Below are 17,133 nucleotides of genomic sequence, written 5' to 3'. Positions count from 1 at the left end.
GCCGGGGGCCTGCTCGGCGCGATGCTGCTGGGCGGTGGCTCTATTGCCTGGCTCGCCGGCGTCCGCGCCAGCGCGCCGCCGCCGCCCCTTCTCGCGCTCTCGGTGGAGGTGCGCGACCGCGAGGGCCGGCTGCTGCGCCCCTTCGCTTTGCCGGACGGCCGCTGGCGGCTGCCGGCGCAGACGCGCGACATCGACCGGCGTTTCCGCGACATGCTGATCGCCTATGAGGACCGGCGCTTCTACGCCCATGGCGGCGTCGATCCGCTGGCCCTGCTGCGGGCGGCCGGGCAGATGCTGCGCCATGGGCGCATCGTCTCCGGCGGTTCCACCCTCACCATGCAGGTGGCGCGGCTGCTGGAGCCGCGCGAGGGGAGTGGCTTTGCTGCCAAGCTCGGCGCCAAGCTGGCCGAGATTCGGCGAGCGATCCAGCTGGAGGCGCGGCTGAGCAAGGACGAGATCCTCGCGCTCTATCTCACCCTCGCGCCTTATGGCGGCAATATCGAAGGCGTGCGGGCGGCGAGCCTTGCCTGGTTCGGCAAGGAGCCGCGCCGGCTCTCGCTCGCCGAGGCGGCGCTCTTGGTGGCGCTGCCGCAGGCGCCCGAATCGCGCCGGCCCGACCGTTTCCCGCAGCGGGCGGCGCGGGCGCGGGAGAAGGTGCTCACCCGGCTTGGCGAAGCCGGGCTGTTCGGCCCGGCGGAGGTGGAGTACGCCCTGCGCGCCCCCGCGCCGGGCGGCCGCCTCGACCTGCCGAAGCTCGCCCCGCACGCGGCGGAGGAGGCGCGGCGCCAGCAGCCGGCCCTGCAGCGGCACGACCTCGCCATCGACGGGTCGGCACAGGCGCGGCTGGAAGAACTGGCCATGGAGCGGGTGCGCGAACTCGGCACCGGCGTGTCGCTGGCGCTGGTCATGGTGGACAATGCCAGCGGCGAGGTGCTGGCCCGGGTGAGCGGCGCCGACCCGCTGGACGCCACCCGCGCCGGGGCGGTGGACCTGACGCGCGCCATACGTTCGCCCGGCTCGACGCTGAAGCCCTTCATCTACGGCCTCGCCTTCGAGGATGGCATCGCCCATCCCGAAACGCTGATCGAGGACCGGCCGGCGCGCTTCGGCGCTTATCGGCCGCGTAATTTCGACCGCGACTATCAGGGCACGGTATCGGTGCGGCAGGCGCTGCAATTGTCGCTGAATGTCCCGGCCGTGGTGCTGCTGCAGGCGGTGGGGCCGCAGCGCCTCGCCAGCCGGCTCGGCCAGTCCGGCTTCGCCCTGAAGCTGCCGCCGGGCGAGGTGCCGGGGCTGGCCGTGGGGCTGGGCGGCGTCGGCATGAGCCTCGATGCGCTCGCCGGGCTTTATGCCGGCATCGCCAATGGCGGGCGGGCCCAGGCGCTGCGCGAGCGGCTGGACGGCGCGGCTTCCGGACCCGACGGGGCGCGCGAACTGATGAGCCCGGTGGCGGCGGCCTATCTCGCGCAGTCGCTCGCCGGCACGCCGGCACCGCGCAATGAGCGCGCCGGGCGCATCGCCTTCAAGACCGGCACCTCCTTCGGCTATCGCGACGCCTGGGCGGTGGGGTTCGACGGGCGGCGTACCATCGCCGTGTGGGTGGGGCGACCGGACGGCCAGCCGGTGCCGGGCATGATCGGACGCGAGGCGGCGGCGCCGATCCTGTTCGAGGCCTTCGCCCGGCTGGTGACGCGGCCGGCGCCCTTCGCGCCGGCGCCGCGCGAGGCCATTGAGGCGAAGAACGCGCAATTGCCGCCGCCGCTCCGGTTTTTCGGGCGGGCGTCGGGGCAGGGCGGCGCGGAGGGAGGGCCGAAGATCGCGTTTCCGCCCGATGGGGCGAATCTGGAGCGCGACGGCGATGAGCCGATGGTGCTCAAGGTGAGCGGCGGGACGGGCGCGCTGACCGTGTTTGTCGACGGCGTGCCGGCCAGCCAGCCCGCCGGGGCCGCCACATTGTTCTGGCGGCCGGCGGGCGCGGGCTTCGTGCGTCTGACCGTCATGGACGCTGCGGGATCATCCGACAGCGTCACCTTGCGTATTCGCGGAGCGGCCGATGAGGAAGGGGCCGCTCAGAAGGGACGTCTCAGCGGCCGTTGACGGCGGCGCGGGCGATGTCCTGGCGGGTCAGGCCACGCTTGGCGAGGGCGGCGTCGGACAGGCGCGACAGGGCTTCATAGCGCTGGGCGATGCGGCGGCCTTCACCGATGGCTTCGAAGAAGCTGGTGACGTTCTCGACGAAACGCGAGAAGAAATCGGACGAGGTGTGGTTCAGGGTTGTGGTGGTCATCTCTGGCTCCTGTATTCTGTATGCCAGCGAATATAGAGATTTCACCGCAGCGCAAAAGACGGAATGCTGCATGGCAGCACTGAGGGGCGTGCATGCCTCCCTCTGCCTGTTAAGCCGGCATTAACGGTGGTGGGGTGGCGAAATCAACCGAAATGGTTGGAAATGATCCAAAGTCGGCGAATTTGCCGCCCATATCTTCGCCTTTTGGCGGAGAAGCTATGCCAAAAGTGCTTGTCGGCATGCCTGCCCTTCCTTTGCGGCATGGCTGGGCTTGGCAGGCCGCAGGATGCGCAACGTCGCGCAAGGCGCGGCGCGGGCCAAGGCGCGCCGCGCCGCGCGCGCCGGACAGGCGGGCCTGCTTCTGTTGCGCGGGTGCCCATCTGGGGAGGACGGTGGAAACTGCGCGAGAGGGGGTAGACCGGGCCAGCGGGAGCGTCTATAGAGCGCGCCACTGCCGCTGCCCCGCGCCCCGACATCCCTAGAGTCGACGCGGAAAGCCCTGGAAGCGTCGTTTGCGGCGCTCTGGTGGGGGATAGTTTAACGGTAGAACTGCGGACTCTGACTCCGTTAGTCCAGGTTCGAATCCTGGTCCCCCAGCCATCTCCGATAGGGCCCTGGAATCAAGGGCGCGATGCCCCGGCGGCCACAGGCCACGCAACGGCCTCAGCCCATAGGCCGGATGACGGACCCTCCCGGGATTGGCAATGACAGCAAAGCCGCGACTCTATGTGTTGGGGGCCTCCTGTTCGGGTGTTTCAACGTTGGGCGGCACTCTGGCCACGCGGTTCGGTGTCCCGCATCTCGACGTTGACGATTTCTACTGGATGCCGACCGATCCGCCTTACAGCATCAAGCGTACGCCGGCGGACCGGGTGCGCCTGATCGCGCAGCAGCAGCGGGAAGCCGATGGCTGGGTGCTTTCCGGCTCGTTCATCGGCTGGGGTGAGGCGCTGGTGCAGGCTGTGGACCTGATCGTGTTCCTCATCACGCCGACAATGGTTCGGCTGCAGCGTCTCGACGCGCGGGAGGAGGACCGGCACGGCGCGCGCATTCGCCCCGGCGGGGACATGCACGAGGCCAGCCGTGCGTTCCGCGAATGGGCGTCGCGTTATGACGATCCATCCTTCGAGGGCCGTAACCGTGCCCAGCATGAGCGCTGGCTGGCCGGGCAGGGCGCTCCGGTGCAGCGCCTCGACGGCGAGCGCCCTGTCGAGGAGCTGGTGCTGTCCGTGGCCGAAGCGCTTTCCCGTCGCTAAAGCGCTTTCCCGCCGCTCTCTTCGTCGCTGATTGAGCGGGCCTTGGGCCGGGGCGGGAGGCGTCTCAGCCGCCGCGACGCTCCATGTTGCCAACGGGGCTGGGAGCCTCAGCTGCCGCTGTCGTCGGCATGCCCGGCCTTTGGCGGGCGGCGCGGGAAGATGCGGTAGACCGTGGCCGGGGACACGCCGAGCGCGCGGGCGACATCGGGCACCGGATTGCCGCTCGCCAGCAGGCGGTGGGCTTTGGCAATATCCTTGTTGGACAGCGATTGCGGCCGCCCCCGGCGGCGCGGGCCGCCGCTCGTGGTCGCCGCGACGGGAGCGGGCTCGCTGAGCTGGGCGAGCGCGCGGCAAGCGAAAGCGAGGGCTTCTCCGGAGGGGATCATCATGTCCATCGGCATATGGCCGAGCTGGATGGTGACGCCCTTCCGGCTGAGCGAGGCCACGATGCGCACCACGGCCTCCAGATCCACGCCGAGATGATTGAGCGCCGGCACCACCAAGACGTCGCCCACCCGCGCGAAATCGATCGCCGCCCGCAGGCCGGGCCGGTCGATCCGCCGGTCGTCGTCAATGTCGCTGAACACATGCTCGCAGCCCAGCGCCCGCAGCGCGGCGGCTTCGGAAGGCTCTGATCCAGCGGCCGGCGGCAGCGCGTCGCGACGGGCAAGAAGTGTGGATTCGGCGATGGAGCGGGAGGTTACCCCCCCTTCGGATTCGACCAGACAATAACCGATGAGCATCTTTCCCCGCAGGCTGGATGCGCCTCCCGCAACGGCGCGCATGACCGGAACCGCTCCGATGTGACCGCCAGCCTCCCCTCATTAGGTGCAAAAATAGCACACATTGCGAGAACCGCTAGGACGCGAGGCCCGGAAATCCGGGAGGTAACATTTTGGCGAAAATTGTGAGAAATGAGCCTGCAGCCGTTTTCGGTTTATAAAACATTGAATTTCCGCGCATCTTCGCACAATGGCCGCGCGGCGCCTTCAACTTGAGTTTTTTTGCGCCATTTTTGCGAGATTGCGGCGCTCCTGCGGCCGTCTTGTGGCTTCAGTCAAGCCCGGACTAGGGTGCAGTCGACTCGAACCGTCGTGCCATGCGGGTGCTGATGGATTCGAAAAACAAGCACGGATGGCGGCAGCGCCGCACCTAATAACCGGGGGCATTGATGTCGAAGAAGTTTGCCACTCCGCGCCGGGGCGCGGGCAAGGCCAAGCTCGTGATCCGCCGCAAGGCTGCGCCCGTGGCGCCCGCGGCCGTCGATCACAGCAAGGTTGCACTGTTCGGCTCGGCCTCGGCCGTGGCCCTCGCCGCGCTGCTCACCGTGGGCTTCATGGCCAGCCCCGTTCATGCAGCCCCGGCGAGCTGCACGGAGACAAGCCCAGGTAGCTGGTTCTGCAACAACAATCCGCCCCTGAGCGAGGGCGACATTGACGGCAATGCTGATGCCAACACCATCACCATTGTCGGCGGCAGCTATTCCTGGTCCGATGACAAGTATAGGACCGATATCAACGCGGATGATGGCAACGATATCATCAATATCGCGCCGGATTCCGCGCAGACCCCCAATGGTTCCATCGATATCCGAGGGACGATCTACGGTGAGGGTGGTGACGATACCATCACCTTCGGTGGCGGTTCGCTGACGAGCCCGTCGGGCTGGACATCGCTCCATCAGGGCGACATCGATGGTGGTGACGGCAACGACACCATAAATGTCACAGCCTCCGACCAGGTGGCGACCTACATCACCCAGGACGGAGCCAAGGACGCCGCCAATATTCTCGGCGGCGCTGGCGACGACGAGATCAACATCACCAATGCGTCTAAGCAGGGCATCACTATTGATGGCGGCGTGGAAGGCAATTCCGGCGCCGACAAGATCACGATCAGCCAGACGGGCGATTCGAAGACTTCGATTGGCGATGATATCGATGGCGGCACGGGTGCCGACACGATCAAGCTGTCGGTTGGCACGGGCGAACTCGGCATTGCCGATCTCACCGGCGGCGATGACAACGACACCATCACGGTGCTGGCTGAAGATGATGGCACGTTCACCGCCGGCGACCTGAAGGGCGGCGATGGCAAGGACAGCATCACCATCACCGGCAAGACCGATGGCACGTTCACAGCGGGCGTGGTCGATGGCGGCAATGGCGACGACACCATCGAGATCGGCGCCACGGATTCCGATGTCACTGTCGGCGACGTGAAGGGTGGTGCTGACAATGACAAGATCACGCTCGACGCCGGCGACGGCGGCAATATCGTAGCGGAAGATCTGGGCGGCGGCAGCGGCAATGACGAACTGAAAATCGTCGCGACCGATGGCGGCGACGTCACGGTCACCTCGATCGATGGCGGCGACGGCAGCGACACGGTCGAGCTGAAGGCGACGGATAAGGGCAGCACAATCGGCGTTACGGCCAACATCAAGGGCGCTAGCGGCGAAGACACCATCACCCTGACCGCCACTGACGAGGGCGTCATCACCGCCGTCGACATTACCGGTGGCGATGACAACGACACGATCACCGTCAAGGCCACAGGCAACAGGAGCGACATCACCCTCAGCGACATTGAAGGCGGCAATGGCGTCGATAAGATCAGCGTGATCGCCGAGGACTGGGGCGAGGTCGAGTTCGTTGATATCGACGGCGGCGACGGTGCTGACACGATCAAGCTGTCCGCTAAGGATATCGGTTCCAATGTTCGCGGAGAAAACGTCGAAGGTGGTGACGGCGACGATTCCATCACCCTCGAAGCCTCCAAAATTGGCCAGGTCGATGTCGACGATATCAAGGGTGGTATCGGCGAGGACACCATCTCGCTGCTGGCGACTGAGCAGGGTGATATCACTGTCGACGGCGATATCGACGGCGGCGATGACCAGGACAAGATTACCCTGACCGCAGAGAATGGGAATATCGGCCTCGTCGATCTCTTCGGCGGTCAGGCCGATGATGAAATCACGCTGGAAGCGAGCGATAGCGGTACGATCACCCTCACGAATGGGAGCATCGAAGGCGGTTCGGGTGAAGACACGATCGGCCTGACGGCGGATGGTGAGAAAAGCAAGATCACCCTCGACAATATCGACGGCGGCACGGGTGCCGACGAGATCACGCTGAAGGCGGCCAACGAGGGTGATATCAGCGTCGACGGCGATATCGACGGCGGTGATGACCAGGACAAGATCACTCTGACCGCTGAGGATGGGAACATCGACCTCGTCGATCTCATCGGCGGCCAGGCCGATGATGAAATCGGGCTGGAAGCGACCAAGGGCGGCACGATCACCCTCGAGAATCTCGACGGCGGCACGGGTGAAGACACGATCGGCCTGAAGGCGGATGGTGAGGGGAGCAAGATCTCCCTCGACAATATCTACGGCGACACGGGTGCGGACGATATCACCCTGACGGCGACCAATGGGGGTGAGATCACCCTGACGGAGAATATCGAGGCCGGCACGGGTAACGACGAGATCAGCCTGAGTGCTGATGGTGGTTCGATCAGCCTCAATGATATCGAAGGCGGCAATGGCGCCGACGAGATCACGCTGACGGGGACCCGCACCGAGGGGACCCTCATTACCGTTGACGATATCCGTGGCGGTGAGGACGATGACGATGTCACGCTCTCGGGGCTCAACAACATCCTCACAGGCGCCAAGAACTTCGAGATCAGTGGTGAGATCGACGGTGGCGACGACTTTGATCGTCTCTATGTCGAGAATGGCAGTGCCCTGTCGCTCAACGACGTGGATGGGTTCCAGGAGCTGCATGTCGAGACCAAGTCCTTCCTCCAGCTGACCCAGCAAACCGTCAAATTCAACGGTGCCGATGAACGCGAGGGGCTGGTGCAGGTCGATGCGACATCCTATCTGCGGCTCTCCGATCACGCGGCTGTGCTGGAGACTGGCAACGTCGTTCTTGACGCGGCAGAGGGCCTCGATGGCTACCGCTCGATCTATACCGGCCGTGATGCCGGCTGGCTGAACCAGACCGGCGGCGTGCTGGACGTTTCGGGTTACGCCGTCGCCGTCGACGACAGCGTCGAACTGTCCGTTACCGAAGGTGTCACGCCCGATCCGCTCCTCCCGGAGATGACCTTCATCAACAACGGCACCATTGCCCTGCATAACGGCATCAGTGACGTGGTGGGTGATCGCTTCACCATCAACGGAAACTACCAGGGTGGCGGCAATCTGCTGATCGACACCTATCTGGGCGCCTCCAACAGCCCGACCGACATCCTCGTCATCAATGGCGATGTGGCGCCGGGTTCCACCACCACCATCTATGTCAACAACACCAACACGGGTGAAGGCGTCTTCACCGGCTCGGGCCTCGGCCAGGGCATCAAGGTGGTGGATGTGGCGGAATACGGTGTCTCGCCGGACGACGCCTTCCAGCTGGCGCGCAACAGCGTCAGCGGCCAGCGCGAAGTGATGGCGGGCGCCTATTCCTACCGCCTGTTCCAGGATCCGGATAACACCAACCTCAGCAAGTCGATTGCTGACACGGGCGCGGGCGACTGGTATCTGCGCGCGGGCTACACCGCCCAGGCCACCGGCTATGCCACGGCGCCCTCGGCGATCCAGCGCCACTTCTATGGCGGCCTCGACACGCTGAACAAGCGGCTCGGCGAGGTGCGCCAGCAGGACCAGCTGGAAGGCCGCAATGCCGATCTGGCCGTGTCGGCGACCAAGGCCCCAGCCTATCAGCCGGTGCCGGCGCCGAAGTTCCAGATGTGGGGTCGCGGCGGCGGATCGGACCTCAGCTATGACGTCAGCAACGGGTGGGACTTCTCGCAGCAGAGCTGGGGTCTGCAGGCGGGCGGCGACTACACCTTCGACTATGACAGCTGGCGGATCACGGCCGGCGCCTTCGGCGGCTATGGCTGGTCGGATGTCGATGTGGACGGCGACTGGACGTCGTGGGGCGGCAGCTCCTCGCTCAACATCGATGGCTGGAACGCCGGCGTCTATGCCAGCATCCGGCAGGTCGGCCTGGTGCGCGGCGCGGGCTTCTATACCGACATCGTCGGCAAGGTGGACGTGCTCGACCTCGACATCGCCTCGACCAGCAACGTGACGGCGAATACCAACGCCACGGTGTGGGGTGGTTCGATCGAGATGGGCTACGGCTTCGATCTCGGGAACAGCTGGGTGATCCAGCCCCAGGCGCAGCTGGCCTATGTCAGCGCCAATCAGGACGCCTATGTCGACTCGATCGGGACCTATGTCACGCCGGGTGACGCGGAATCGCTGATCGGTCGCCTGGGTCTGCAGGTGCAGTCCACCTTCGTCATGGCCACCGGCCAGACGATTACGCCCTACGCGATCTTCAACGTGAACTCGGAGTTCCTGGGCGACAACAAGACCAATGTCGCGGGCACCATCCTCACCAGCGACATCAACGGCACCTGGTACAATGCCGGCATCGGCTTTACCGCCGATCTGAATGGCAGTGTGGCCCTGTTCGGCAACGGCGAATACAATTTCGGCGATGTGCAGGGCTGGGCCGGCCAGGGCGGCATCAAGGTCCGCTGGTAAGCTCTGGCGCGTGGCGCGCGGCCTCTGTCGCGCGCTGGCAGGAAATAGCTGGGCCGGCCCTCGTGGTCGGCCCATTGCTTTTGGGCTTCGTCGCGCCGGCTGTCGCCAGCTCTCGCCAAGCGCCATGATCGGTGGCACAGACGGAGCCGTGATTTTCACCCCGTGGCGTGCCATGACGGCACTTCGCCCCTCGCCCATGCCCGGGACCGTTCCGGAGGACCTCATGCACCGTTTCGCCCGCCGTGCCGCCGCCTTGATGCTCGGCCCGTGCCTTCTCGCCGGCGCACCCGCCGCCTTCGCGCAGACCGCGCCGGCCGCGCCCAAGGCGCCCGTCCGCACCGAGACCACCACCTTCGACAACTGGGTCGTCACCTGCCGCGCCAGCCTGGAGAAGGGGGCGAAGAAAAGCTGCGTCGCCTCGCTCAAGGTGACGGAATCGAAGTCGAAGAAGACCGTGCTGCTGTGGCAGATCGGCCAGGACAAGGCCGGGGCGCCGACCTATCTGGTGCGCACACCCCTCGGCGTCCGGTTGAAGGACGGGGTGCAGATCACCATTGCCAAGGGCAAGCCGCGCAAGATCGACTACGCTTCGTGCCATGAAGGCGGCTGCGAGGCCATCGGTCCGTTCGAGGAGGCGTTCGGCAAGGAACTCCTCACCGCGAAAGAGGTGGTCGCGAGTTTCGTGCTTGCCAATGGCCAGACGGTGAACGTCACCCTGCCGATGGCCGGCATTGCCCAGGCGCTGCCGGCGCTGAAGGGCTGAGCGCGGGCCCCCCTCGGCCGCGCGTCGAGGGCCGGCGGCGAATCGCCGATCGGCGCGAGCGTCCGGCGGCCTATGTCATCCACGTGACCGGCAGGATGGGCGGATGCGCCCTTGTCCTGCCGGGCTTTGCGCCGGGATGAGCCCCGCCTCCCGCGCCGGGCTGCCATGAAGTCGATTGCGCCAGCGCTGGCGAATGTTACATTTCATTCGAGATGTTGAACAATGCGAGCCTGGAACCGCACTGCGCGCGGCCGGCACGACGGCTTCGGCCGGGGAAGTTGAAATGGTCGACGAGACCCAGATATGGGCCGGGGAGCGGGTGACGGAAACGTCCGCCGGCGACGAGCGGCCCTCTGTGCGTGTGCGTCCGAACGCGCCACCCTATGGCGGGGCGTCCGGTGCGGCGGGGCGCGACCCGCGAGCGACGGCGCGCCCGCGTAACAACGACCCCTGCTATGCCGCGCTCGATCTCGGCACCAATAATTGCCGGCTGCTCGTCGCCCGCCCCACCGGCAGCGGCTTCCGCGTCGTCGATGCCTTCTCGCGCATCGTCCGGCTGGGAGAGGGACTGATCTGCTCTGGCCGGCTCGGCGCGGCGGCGATGGACCGCGCGGTCGAGGCGCTGAAGGTCTGCGCCGCCAAGATCGAGGCGCGCCACATCGTCGATCGCCGGCTGATCGCCACCGAGGCCTGCCGCTCCGCGGTCAATGGCGCGGAGTTCATCGACCGTGTGACGCGCGAGACCGGGCTCGAACTGGAGATCGTCGACCGCGAGACCGAGGCGCGCCTCGCCGCTTCCGGCTGCACGCCGCTGGTGGATCCCACCTCCGACGGGGCGGTGCTGTTCGATATTGGCGGCGGTTCGACCGAAGTGGTGTGGCTCGACCGGGTGGAAACGCGCGATGGCGGCCCGCCGGCGGCGGTGATCCGCGCCTGGGTGTCGGTGCCGCTCGGCGTCGTCACCGTGGCCGAACGCCATGGCGGGGTGAAGGTGACCCGCGACGATTTCGAAGCGATGGTCAATGAGTTCACGCCGCATCTCGCCGGCTTCGTGCAGGCGGTGGGCCCGCACAATTGCGGCCGGCTGCATCTGCTCGGTACATCGGGCACGGTGACGACCATTGCCGGCGTGCATCTCGATCTGCCGCGCTATGACCGTTCGCAGGTCGATGGCACCTGGCTCGGTGCCGAGCAGGTGCGGGTTGTGGTGGACCGGCTGCTGGCCATGCCCTTCGCCGAGCGCGCGGCCAATCCGTGCATCGGGGTGGAGCGGGCCGACCTGGTGCTGGCGGGCTGTGCGATCCTCGAATCGGTGCGCCGGGCTTTTCCCTGCGACCGCCTGCGCGTGGCCGATCGCGGCCTCAGGGAAGGAATTCTGGTGGAACTTATGCGTGCCGATGGTGTGTGGCGTCCGAGGGGCGGAGCCTCGACGTGATCGATAAGCCCCAGCCCGGCAAGGGCGGCGAGGCGCGGCCGCTGAAGGTGCGGCTGAAAAAGGCCCGCTCGCTCAGTTCCTCTTCGCAGAAATGGCTCCAGCGCCAGCTCAACGATCCCTATGTCGCCCGCGCCAAGCGTGAGGGCTGGCGCTCGCGCGCCGCCTTCAAGCTGATCGAGATCGACGACAAGCTGAAGATCCTCAAGCCCGGCCTGCGCGTGGTCGATCTCGGCGCCGCCCCCGGCGGCTGGAGCCAGGTCGCGGCGAAGAAGCTGAAGGTGGACGAAGGGCGCGGCAAGATCGTCGCCATCGATCTTCTGGAGATCGACCCCATCCCCGGTGTCGATTTCGCCCAGATGGACTTCCTCAAGGACGAGGCGCCCGAGCAGCTCAAGGCCATGCTCGGCGGCGAGGCGGATATCGTCATGTCCGACATGGCCGCCAACACGACAGGGCACAGGGCGACCGACCATCTGCGCATCGTCGGGCTGGTGGAACTGGCCATCGATTTTGCCCGCCAGGTGCTGGCGCCCGGCGGCTGCTTCATCGCCAAGGTGTTCCAGGGCGGCACGGAAGGCACGCTGCTGGCGGACCTGAAGCGTGACTTCACCGCCGTGCGCCACATCAAGCCGCAGGCGAGCCGGGCGGATTCGGCGGAGCTCTATGTGGTGGCGACGGGCTTCCGTGGCCGGAAGCGGGCGGCTTTGGCATCCGATTAGCCCGCACTCCCCATTTCCCCCGGTGGCTCGGGCACCTGCGCGGGCTTGACCCGCCTCTGTGCCAGCTCGGCCCCGGCATTGGGCGGCAGGCGCAGGAAGAAGAACACCGAGCACACCGCGATCCCAGCCACGACCAGGAAGGCGACGCTGAAATCACTGAGGGCGATGGTGCCGTCGCCGCGCCAGCTGCGCAGCCCGTCGAGCACCAGCGCCGCCACCGCCACGCCGGTGGAGATCGACACCTGCTGCGCCACGCTGGCGAAGCTGGTGGCCCGGCTCATCGCCTCCGACGAGACATCGGCATAGGAGAGGGCGTTGGTGCTGGTGAATTGCAGCGAGCGGAAGAACCCGCCGAGCAGCAGCGCCCCGACCAGCACGAGATAGGGCATGCCCGGCCGGAACAGCGCCCCCACCGCGATGAACGCGGCGGCGATGACGCAGTTCACCACCAGCACGCGGCGGAAGCCGAAGGCGCGGATGATGGGGGCGGCGGTGAATTTCATCGTCATCGCTCCCGCCGCCGAGGCGAAGGTGATCATGCCTGAGGCGAAGGGGCTCAAGCCGAAGCCGAGTTGCAGCAGCAGCGGCAGCAAGAAGGGCAGGGCGCCGATGCCGACGCGAAACAGCGAGGCACCGACCACGCCGGCGAAGAAGGTCGGGATCTTCAACAGTGCCAGATCGAGGATCGGTTTCACCGTGCGCCGGGCGTGGCGGATGTAGAAGCCCATCGACACCGAGCCGACGACGATGACGGCGAGCGCGAGGGAGGGCGCCACCGCGTGCTGGCCGAGCAGGGCGAAGCCGAAGACGAGACCGGCAAGGCCGAGGCCGGACAGGCACATGCCCTTGAGATCGAAGGGCGGCACGTTCGGTTCGCGGATATCGGGAATGAAGCGGCTCACCAGCAGGAAGCCGAGCAGGCCGATGGGCAGGTTGAGGAAGAAGATGTAGCGCCAGTCGAAATAGGTGGTGATGAAGCCGCCGAGCGGCGGGCCGATCACCGGGCCCAGGAGCGCGGGAATGGTGAGCCAGGCGAGCGCGGAGACAAGCTCCTCCTTCGGCACGGTGCGCAGGATGACCAGCCGCCCCACCGGCACCATCATTGCCCCGCCCATGCCCTGCAATATGCGATAGGCGACGAAGTCCGGCAGCGAATGGGCGAGCCCGCACAGCAGGGAGCCGGCGGTGAAGATGGCGATGGCGGCGCGGAACACCGTGCGCGAGCCGAAGCGATCCGCGAACCAGCCACTTGCCGGAATGAACACGGCGAGGCTGAGCAGATAGGAGGTGAGCGCCAGCTTGAGCGAGATCGGGTCTTCGCGCAGATCGGCAGCGATGGCTGGCAGCGAGGTGGCGATCACGGTCGAATCGAGCTGCTCCATGAACAGCGCGCAGGCGACGATAAGCGGGACGAGACGTTCGGAGCGCACGGGCCGGTCCGGTATTGCGGGCGGGAGGAGACGGGCAGCTTTCCGGCTATAACGCCGCAATAGCGCCCCCGCGACCGCAAACGCACGCACAAATCTGTCATCCACGCCGGTTACGCAGGGGCTTCCTGGCGCGTATCGGCATTGCGTTCTGCACAGAGATAGACGCCTAGGAAAGCGTACAAGGCCATGGTATGAGCCCTCGCCAACTCGAAGCGCGCGGGCGCTGTCTCAAAGGCCCGGTTCGCTTCGTTTCATCCATCCATCGGGCGGGTCGGGAGCCGTGTTCCCCTTGCCCCTAATCGGGAGTTGGCGATGTCGGTCTATGACGGCCTCGCGCGGGAAGCGCTCACCTTCGACGACGTGCTGCTGAAGCCCGGCCTGTCCGATGTCATGCCGGGCGAAGTCGATATTCGCTCGCGGGTGACGCGGAACATCTCGCTCAACATCCCGATCCTGTCTTCGGCCATGGATACCGTCACCGAATGGCGGCTCGCCATCGCCATGGCCCAGGCCGGTGGCCTCGGCGTCATTCACCGCAACCTCGATCCCGAGGTGCAGGCCGAGCATGTGCGCCTTGTCAAGAAGTTCGAAAGCGGCATGGTGGTGAACCCCGTCACCATCCATCCCGACCAGCCTCTGGCCGATGCGCTGGCGCTGATGAAGAACCACGGCATTTCCGGCATCCCGGTGGTCGAGCGCGGCCCGAATGGGCGCGGCGGCAAGCTGGTGGGCATTCTCACCAACCGCGACGTGCGTTTCGCCACCAACCCCGCGCAGCCGATTTCCGAGCTGATGACCAAGGAACGGCTGATCACCGTGCGCGAAGGCGTCGATCAGGCCGAGGCCAAGCGCCTGCTGCACAGCTACCGCATCGAAAAGCTGCTGGTGGTGGACGATGAAGGCCGCTGCGTCGGCCTTATCACCGTCAAGGACATGGAAAAGGCCGTCACCAACCCCAACGCCGCCAAGGACGAGCAGGGCCGCCTGCGCGTCGGCGCCGCCACCACGGTGGGCGAGGACGGCTATCGCCGGGCCGAATTGCTGATCGAGGCCGGTGTCGATCTCGTGGTGGTCGACACCGCGCACGGCCATTCCCGCAAGGTGCTCGATCAGGTGAGCCGCATCAAGACGCTGTCCAACAGCGTGCAGATTCTCGCCGGCAATGTCGCCACCGCCGAGGCGACGCAGGCGCTGATCGACGCGGGCGCCGACGCGATCAAGGTTGGCATCGGTCCGGGGTCGATCTGCACCACCCGCATCGTCGCCGGTGTCGGCGTGCCGCAGCTCACCGCCATTCTCGACGCGGTGGAGGCCGCGAAGAAGAGCGACGTGCCCGTAATCGCCGATGGCGGCATCAAGTTCTCCGGCGATCTCGCCAAGGCGCTGGCCGCCGGCGCGGACTGCGCGATGATCGGCTCGCTGCTGGCCGGCACGGATGAGAGCCCAGGCGAGGTCTATCTCTACCAGGGCCGCTCCTATAAGTCGTATCGCGGCATGGGCTCGGTTGGTGCCATGGCCCGCGGCTCGGCCGACCGCTATTTCCAGGCCGAGGTGAAGGACACGCTGAAGCTGGTGCCGGAAGGCATTGAAGGGCAGGTGGCCTATAAGGGGCCTGTCGGCGGCGTGCTGCACCAGCTGGCCGGCGGGCTGCGCGCCGCCATGGGCTATGTCGGCGGCGCCACGCTGCAGGATTTCCGCGAGAAGGCGCAGTTCGTGCGCATCTCCGGCGCCTCGCTGCGCGAGAGCCATGTGCATGACGTGACCATTACCCGCGAGAGCCCGAACTATCCGGGAGCCGTCTGAGCGCCCGGCCTTCCGCCGGCGCCGCACCGATGAAGGAGGGCGGATCCATGTACGTCACTGCCACGCTGTTGCCCGTGTTCGTGCAGGTCGCCCTTACCTTCGCCGTGCTGTTCCGGCTGGGGGCGGTGCGTCTCAAAGCCATCCGCGCCGGCGGGCTGGTGCGCGAGGAGGTGGTGCTGGGCGACACGGGCTGGCCGCCGATTGTGCGGCAGGCCAGCAATTGCTTCCGCAACCAGTTCGAACTGCCGGTGCTGTTCTATGTGCTGGCGGTTCTGGCGCTGGTGACGCGCCACGCGAGCGACCTGTTTCTCGTGCTGGCGTGGCTGTTCGTCCTGAGCCGCATCGTCCACGCCTATGTCTATGTGACCAGCAATCACATTGGCTGGCGCTTCGGCGCCTTTGCCTTCGGTGCGGTGATGCTGCTGGCGATGTGGGTGCTGTTCGCACTCGCGATCCTGCTGGCGCCGGCGCTGCCGTGACGCCTTTGTTTATTGTGGAGTTGACATGACGCCGGCTGCCAGGCTTTCCGCCGCCATCGAGGTGATCGGCACGATCCTCGCCGAACGCCGTCCGGCTGCCGACGTGCTGAAGGATTGGGGCCGCAGCCACCGCTTCGCCGGCTCCGGCGACCGCGCGGCGCTGGCCTCGATAGCTTATGACACGTTACGCCGCCGCGCCTCATCAGCCTGGATCATGGGCGAGCGGGTCGGCGAGGAGACACCGCGCGGGCTGGTTCTCGGCATGCTGAAAGTGGCGCGCGGCCTTGATGTCGACGCCATCGCCGCCTTGTGCGACGGCGGGCGCTTCGCCCCCGCGCCGCTGAGCGACAAAGAGCGTCAGCATCTTTCTCAGGCGAGCCTCGACAGCGCGCCCGCGCCGGTGCGCGGCGATTACCCGGAATGGCTCGACGCCCCGCTCGCTGCCGTGTTCGGCGAGGCGCGTGCCGAGGAGGGCGCGGCGCTGGCCGAGCGCGCGCCGCTCGACCTCCGGGTCAATTCGCTGAAAGGCGATGTGGAGAAGGCCGGCGAACTCATCGCCCATCTCGCGCCGGCTCCCGGCGCCTGGTCGCCGCTCGCCCTGCGCATCGCGCTGGAGGCCGACGGCAAGGCGCCGCCGCTCACTTCCGAGCCGGCCTATCTCAAGGGGCTGGTGGAGATCCAGGACGAAGGCTCGCAGATCGCCGCCATTCTCGCCGCCCCGCCGCGCGGCGGGCAGGTGCTGGACCTGTGCGCCGGCGGTGGCGGCAAGACGCTGGAACTCGCCGCGCTGATGGATGGTGCCGGCCAGCTCTACGCCTATGACGACGATCTGCGCCGCCTCGCCCCTATCCATGAGCGGGTGCAGCGCGCCGGCGCCCACAATGTCCAGGTCCGCTCGCCGCGCGGCAAGGCGGATGTGCTGGAAGACCTCGCCGGCCGCATGGACCTCGTTCTGGTCGATGCGCCCTGCACCGGCACCGGCACCTGGCGCCGCAACCCGGATGCGAAATGGCGCATGCGCCCCGGCGCGCTCGCCGAGCGGGTGAAGGAGCAGGCCTCCATCCTCGATGCCGCTGCCCACTATGTGAAGCTTGGGGGGCGGCTGGCCTATGTCACCTGTTCGCTGCTGGACGAAGAGAATGTCGACCAGGTGCGGGGTTTCCTCGCCCGCCATCCCGGCTTCCACCTCGTGCCGCCGGCGGAAGCCGCGCTGGCGCTTGGCGAGCGCGGCATCACGCTGCGCGCTGCCGCGCTGGAGCGGCCCGAGGGCCTGCTGCTGACCCCGCGCCGCACCGGCACGGACGGCTTCTTCATCAGCCTGATGGTGCGGGCCGACCAAGCCGGATAAATGAACGCCACCGAGACCGCCCGCGCCGCCGACAGCCACCAGAT

At 66.9% G+C, this 17,133-nt stretch carries 12 protein-coding genes and 1 tRNA gene; 10 read left to right on the top strand and 3 right to left on the bottom strand.

Annotation, left to right across the window (positions count from 1 at the left end):
• Positions 1 to 21 precede the first annotated feature (21 nt).
• The gene (gene pbpC / locus J2S75_RS12725; protein ID WP_370874138.1) at positions 22 to 2,097 is read left to right on the top strand and encodes a penicillin-binding protein 1C; all 2,076 of its coding nucleotides are present in this window, start codon (positions 22 to 24) and stop codon (positions 2,095 to 2,097) included.
• Here the strand turns inward: pbpC and J2S75_RS12720 are convergent.
• Positions 2,084 to 2,287 (bottom strand): DUF1127 domain-containing protein, encoded by a 204-nt coding sequence (locus J2S75_RS12720; RefSeq protein ID WP_244377435.1) that lies wholly within the window; start codon positions 2,285 to 2,287, stop codon positions 2,084 to 2,086. The genes pbpC and J2S75_RS12720 overlap by 14 nt on opposite strands.
• A gap of 526 nt (positions 2,288 to 2,813) precedes the next feature.
• Here J2S75_RS12720 and J2S75_RS12715 point away from each other — a divergent pair.
• Together J2S75_RS12715 and J2S75_RS12710 are read left to right on the top strand one after the other, a co-directional pair.
• Positions 2,814 to 2,887, top strand: a tRNA-Gln gene (locus J2S75_RS12715).
• A gap of 104 nt (positions 2,888 to 2,991) precedes the next feature.
• Positions 2,992 to 3,543 (top strand): ATP-binding protein, encoded by a 552-nt coding sequence (locus J2S75_RS12710; protein ID WP_307020224.1) that lies wholly within the window; start codon positions 2,992 to 2,994, stop codon positions 3,541 to 3,543.
• A 107-nt stretch (positions 3,544 to 3,650) separates the two neighbouring features.
• Here the strand turns inward: J2S75_RS12710 and J2S75_RS12705 are convergent, their stop codons facing one another.
• The gene (locus tag J2S75_RS12705) at positions 3,651 to 4,286 is read right to left on the bottom strand and encodes a recombinase family protein (RefSeq protein ID WP_307020223.1); all 636 of its coding nucleotides are present in this window, start codon (positions 4,284 to 4,286) and stop codon (positions 3,651 to 3,653) included.
• A 428-nt stretch (positions 4,287 to 4,714) separates the two neighbouring features.
• Between J2S75_RS12705 and J2S75_RS12700 the strand changes: the two genes are divergently transcribed.
• The 4 genes from J2S75_RS12700 to J2S75_RS12685 all read left to right on the top strand — a co-directional run bounded on the left by J2S75_RS12700 (position 4,715) and on the right by J2S75_RS12685 (position 12,029).
• On the top strand, positions 4,715 to 9,112 hold the full coding sequence (locus J2S75_RS12700; RefSeq protein ID WP_307020222.1) for an autotransporter outer membrane beta-barrel domain-containing protein: 4,398 nt from the start codon (positions 4,715 to 4,717) through the stop codon (positions 9,110 to 9,112).
• Positions 9,113 to 9,335: 223 nt separating this feature from the next.
• Positions 9,336 to 9,875 carry an invasion associated locus B family protein gene (locus tag J2S75_RS12695; protein ID WP_307020220.1) on the top strand — a complete coding sequence of 180 codons (540 nt, stop codon included), beginning with the start codon at positions 9,336 to 9,338 and terminating at the stop codon, positions 9,873 to 9,875.
• A 283-nt stretch (positions 9,876 to 10,158) separates the two neighbouring features.
• A complete protein-coding gene (locus J2S75_RS12690) occupies positions 10,159 to 11,310 on the top strand; it encodes a Ppx/GppA phosphatase family protein (RefSeq protein ID WP_307020219.1) in 1,152 nt (383 codons plus the stop codon).
• Positions 11,307 to 12,029 carry an RlmE family RNA methyltransferase gene (locus tag J2S75_RS12685; protein ID WP_307020218.1) on the top strand — a complete coding sequence of 241 codons (723 nt, stop codon included), beginning with the start codon at positions 11,307 to 11,309 and terminating at the stop codon, positions 12,027 to 12,029. Before J2S75_RS12690 ends, J2S75_RS12685 begins: the two co-directional genes overlap by 4 nt.
• Here J2S75_RS12685 and J2S75_RS12680 read toward each other — a convergent pair.
• Positions 12,026 to 13,459: an MFS transporter gene (locus tag J2S75_RS12680; protein WP_307020217.1), complete on the bottom strand. Its 1,434-nt coding sequence runs from the start codon at positions 13,457 to 13,459 to the stop codon at positions 12,026 to 12,028. The genes J2S75_RS12685 and J2S75_RS12680 overlap by 4 nt on opposite strands.
• A 312-nt stretch (positions 13,460 to 13,771) precedes the next feature.
• Between J2S75_RS12680 and guaB the strand changes: the two genes are divergently transcribed.
• Genes guaB through J2S75_RS12665 form a run of 3 tightly spaced genes read left to right on the top strand, consistent with a single transcriptional unit; the run spans position 13,772 to position 17,089 of the window.
• Positions 13,772 to 15,262 carry an IMP dehydrogenase gene (guaB, locus tag J2S75_RS12675; RefSeq protein ID WP_307020216.1) on the top strand — a complete coding sequence of 497 codons (1,491 nt, stop codon included), beginning with the start codon at positions 13,772 to 13,774 and terminating at the stop codon, positions 15,260 to 15,262.
• Positions 15,263 to 15,309: 47 nt separating this feature from the next.
• Positions 15,310 to 15,741 (top strand): MAPEG family protein, encoded by a 432-nt coding sequence (locus J2S75_RS12670; protein ID WP_307020215.1) that lies wholly within the window; start codon positions 15,310 to 15,312, stop codon positions 15,739 to 15,741.
• Between the two features lie 25 nt (positions 15,742 to 15,766).
• Positions 15,767 to 17,089 (top strand): RsmB/NOP family class I SAM-dependent RNA methyltransferase, encoded by a 1,323-nt coding sequence (locus tag J2S75_RS12665; protein WP_307020214.1) that lies wholly within the window; start codon positions 15,767 to 15,769, stop codon positions 17,087 to 17,089.
• Positions 17,090 to 17,133: the final 44 nt, after the last annotated feature.

This window comes from Ancylobacter polymorphus (assembly GCF_030813495.1).
In the GTDB taxonomy this organism is placed as follows: Bacteria; Pseudomonadota; Alphaproteobacteria; order Rhizobiales; family Xanthobacteraceae; genus Ancylobacter; species Ancylobacter polymorphus.
The sequence above is the reverse complement of the archived record's forward strand: the minus strand, read 5'-3'. Positions and strand labels throughout refer to the sequence as shown.

Coding starts and splice junctions, on each gene's coding strand:
- J2S75_RS12665 (WP_307020214.1), top strand. CDS start 15,767: ATGACGCCGGCTGCCAGGCTTTCCGCCGCCATCGAGGTGATCGGCACG.
- J2S75_RS12670 (WP_307020215.1), top strand. CDS start 15,310: ATGTACGTCACTGCCACGCTGTTGCCCGTGTTCGTGCAGGTCGCCCTT.
- guaB (WP_307020216.1), top strand. CDS start 13,772: ATGTCGGTCTATGACGGCCTCGCGCGGGAAGCGCTCACCTTCGACGAC.
- J2S75_RS12695 (WP_307020220.1), top strand. CDS start 9,336: ATGCACCGTTTCGCCCGCCGTGCCGCCGCCTTGATGCTCGGCCCGTGC.
- J2S75_RS12705 (WP_307020223.1), bottom strand. CDS start 4,286: ATGCTCATCGGTTATTGTCTGGTCGAATCCGAAGGGGGGGTAACCTCC.
- J2S75_RS12700 (WP_307020222.1), top strand. CDS start 4,715: ATGTCGAAGAAGTTTGCCACTCCGCGCCGGGGCGCGGGCAAGGCCAAG.
- pbpC (WP_370874138.1), top strand. CDS start 22: ATGCTGCTGGGCGGTGGCTCTATTGCCTGGCTCGCCGGCGTCCGCGCC.
- J2S75_RS12720 (WP_244377435.1), bottom strand. CDS start 2,287: ATGACCACCACAACCCTGAACCACACCTCGTCCGATTTCTTCTCGCGT.
- J2S75_RS12690 (WP_307020219.1), top strand. CDS start 10,159: ATGGTCGACGAGACCCAGATATGGGCCGGGGAGCGGGTGACGGAAACG.
- J2S75_RS12710 (WP_307020224.1), top strand. CDS start 2,992: ATGACAGCAAAGCCGCGACTCTATGTGTTGGGGGCCTCCTGTTCGGGT.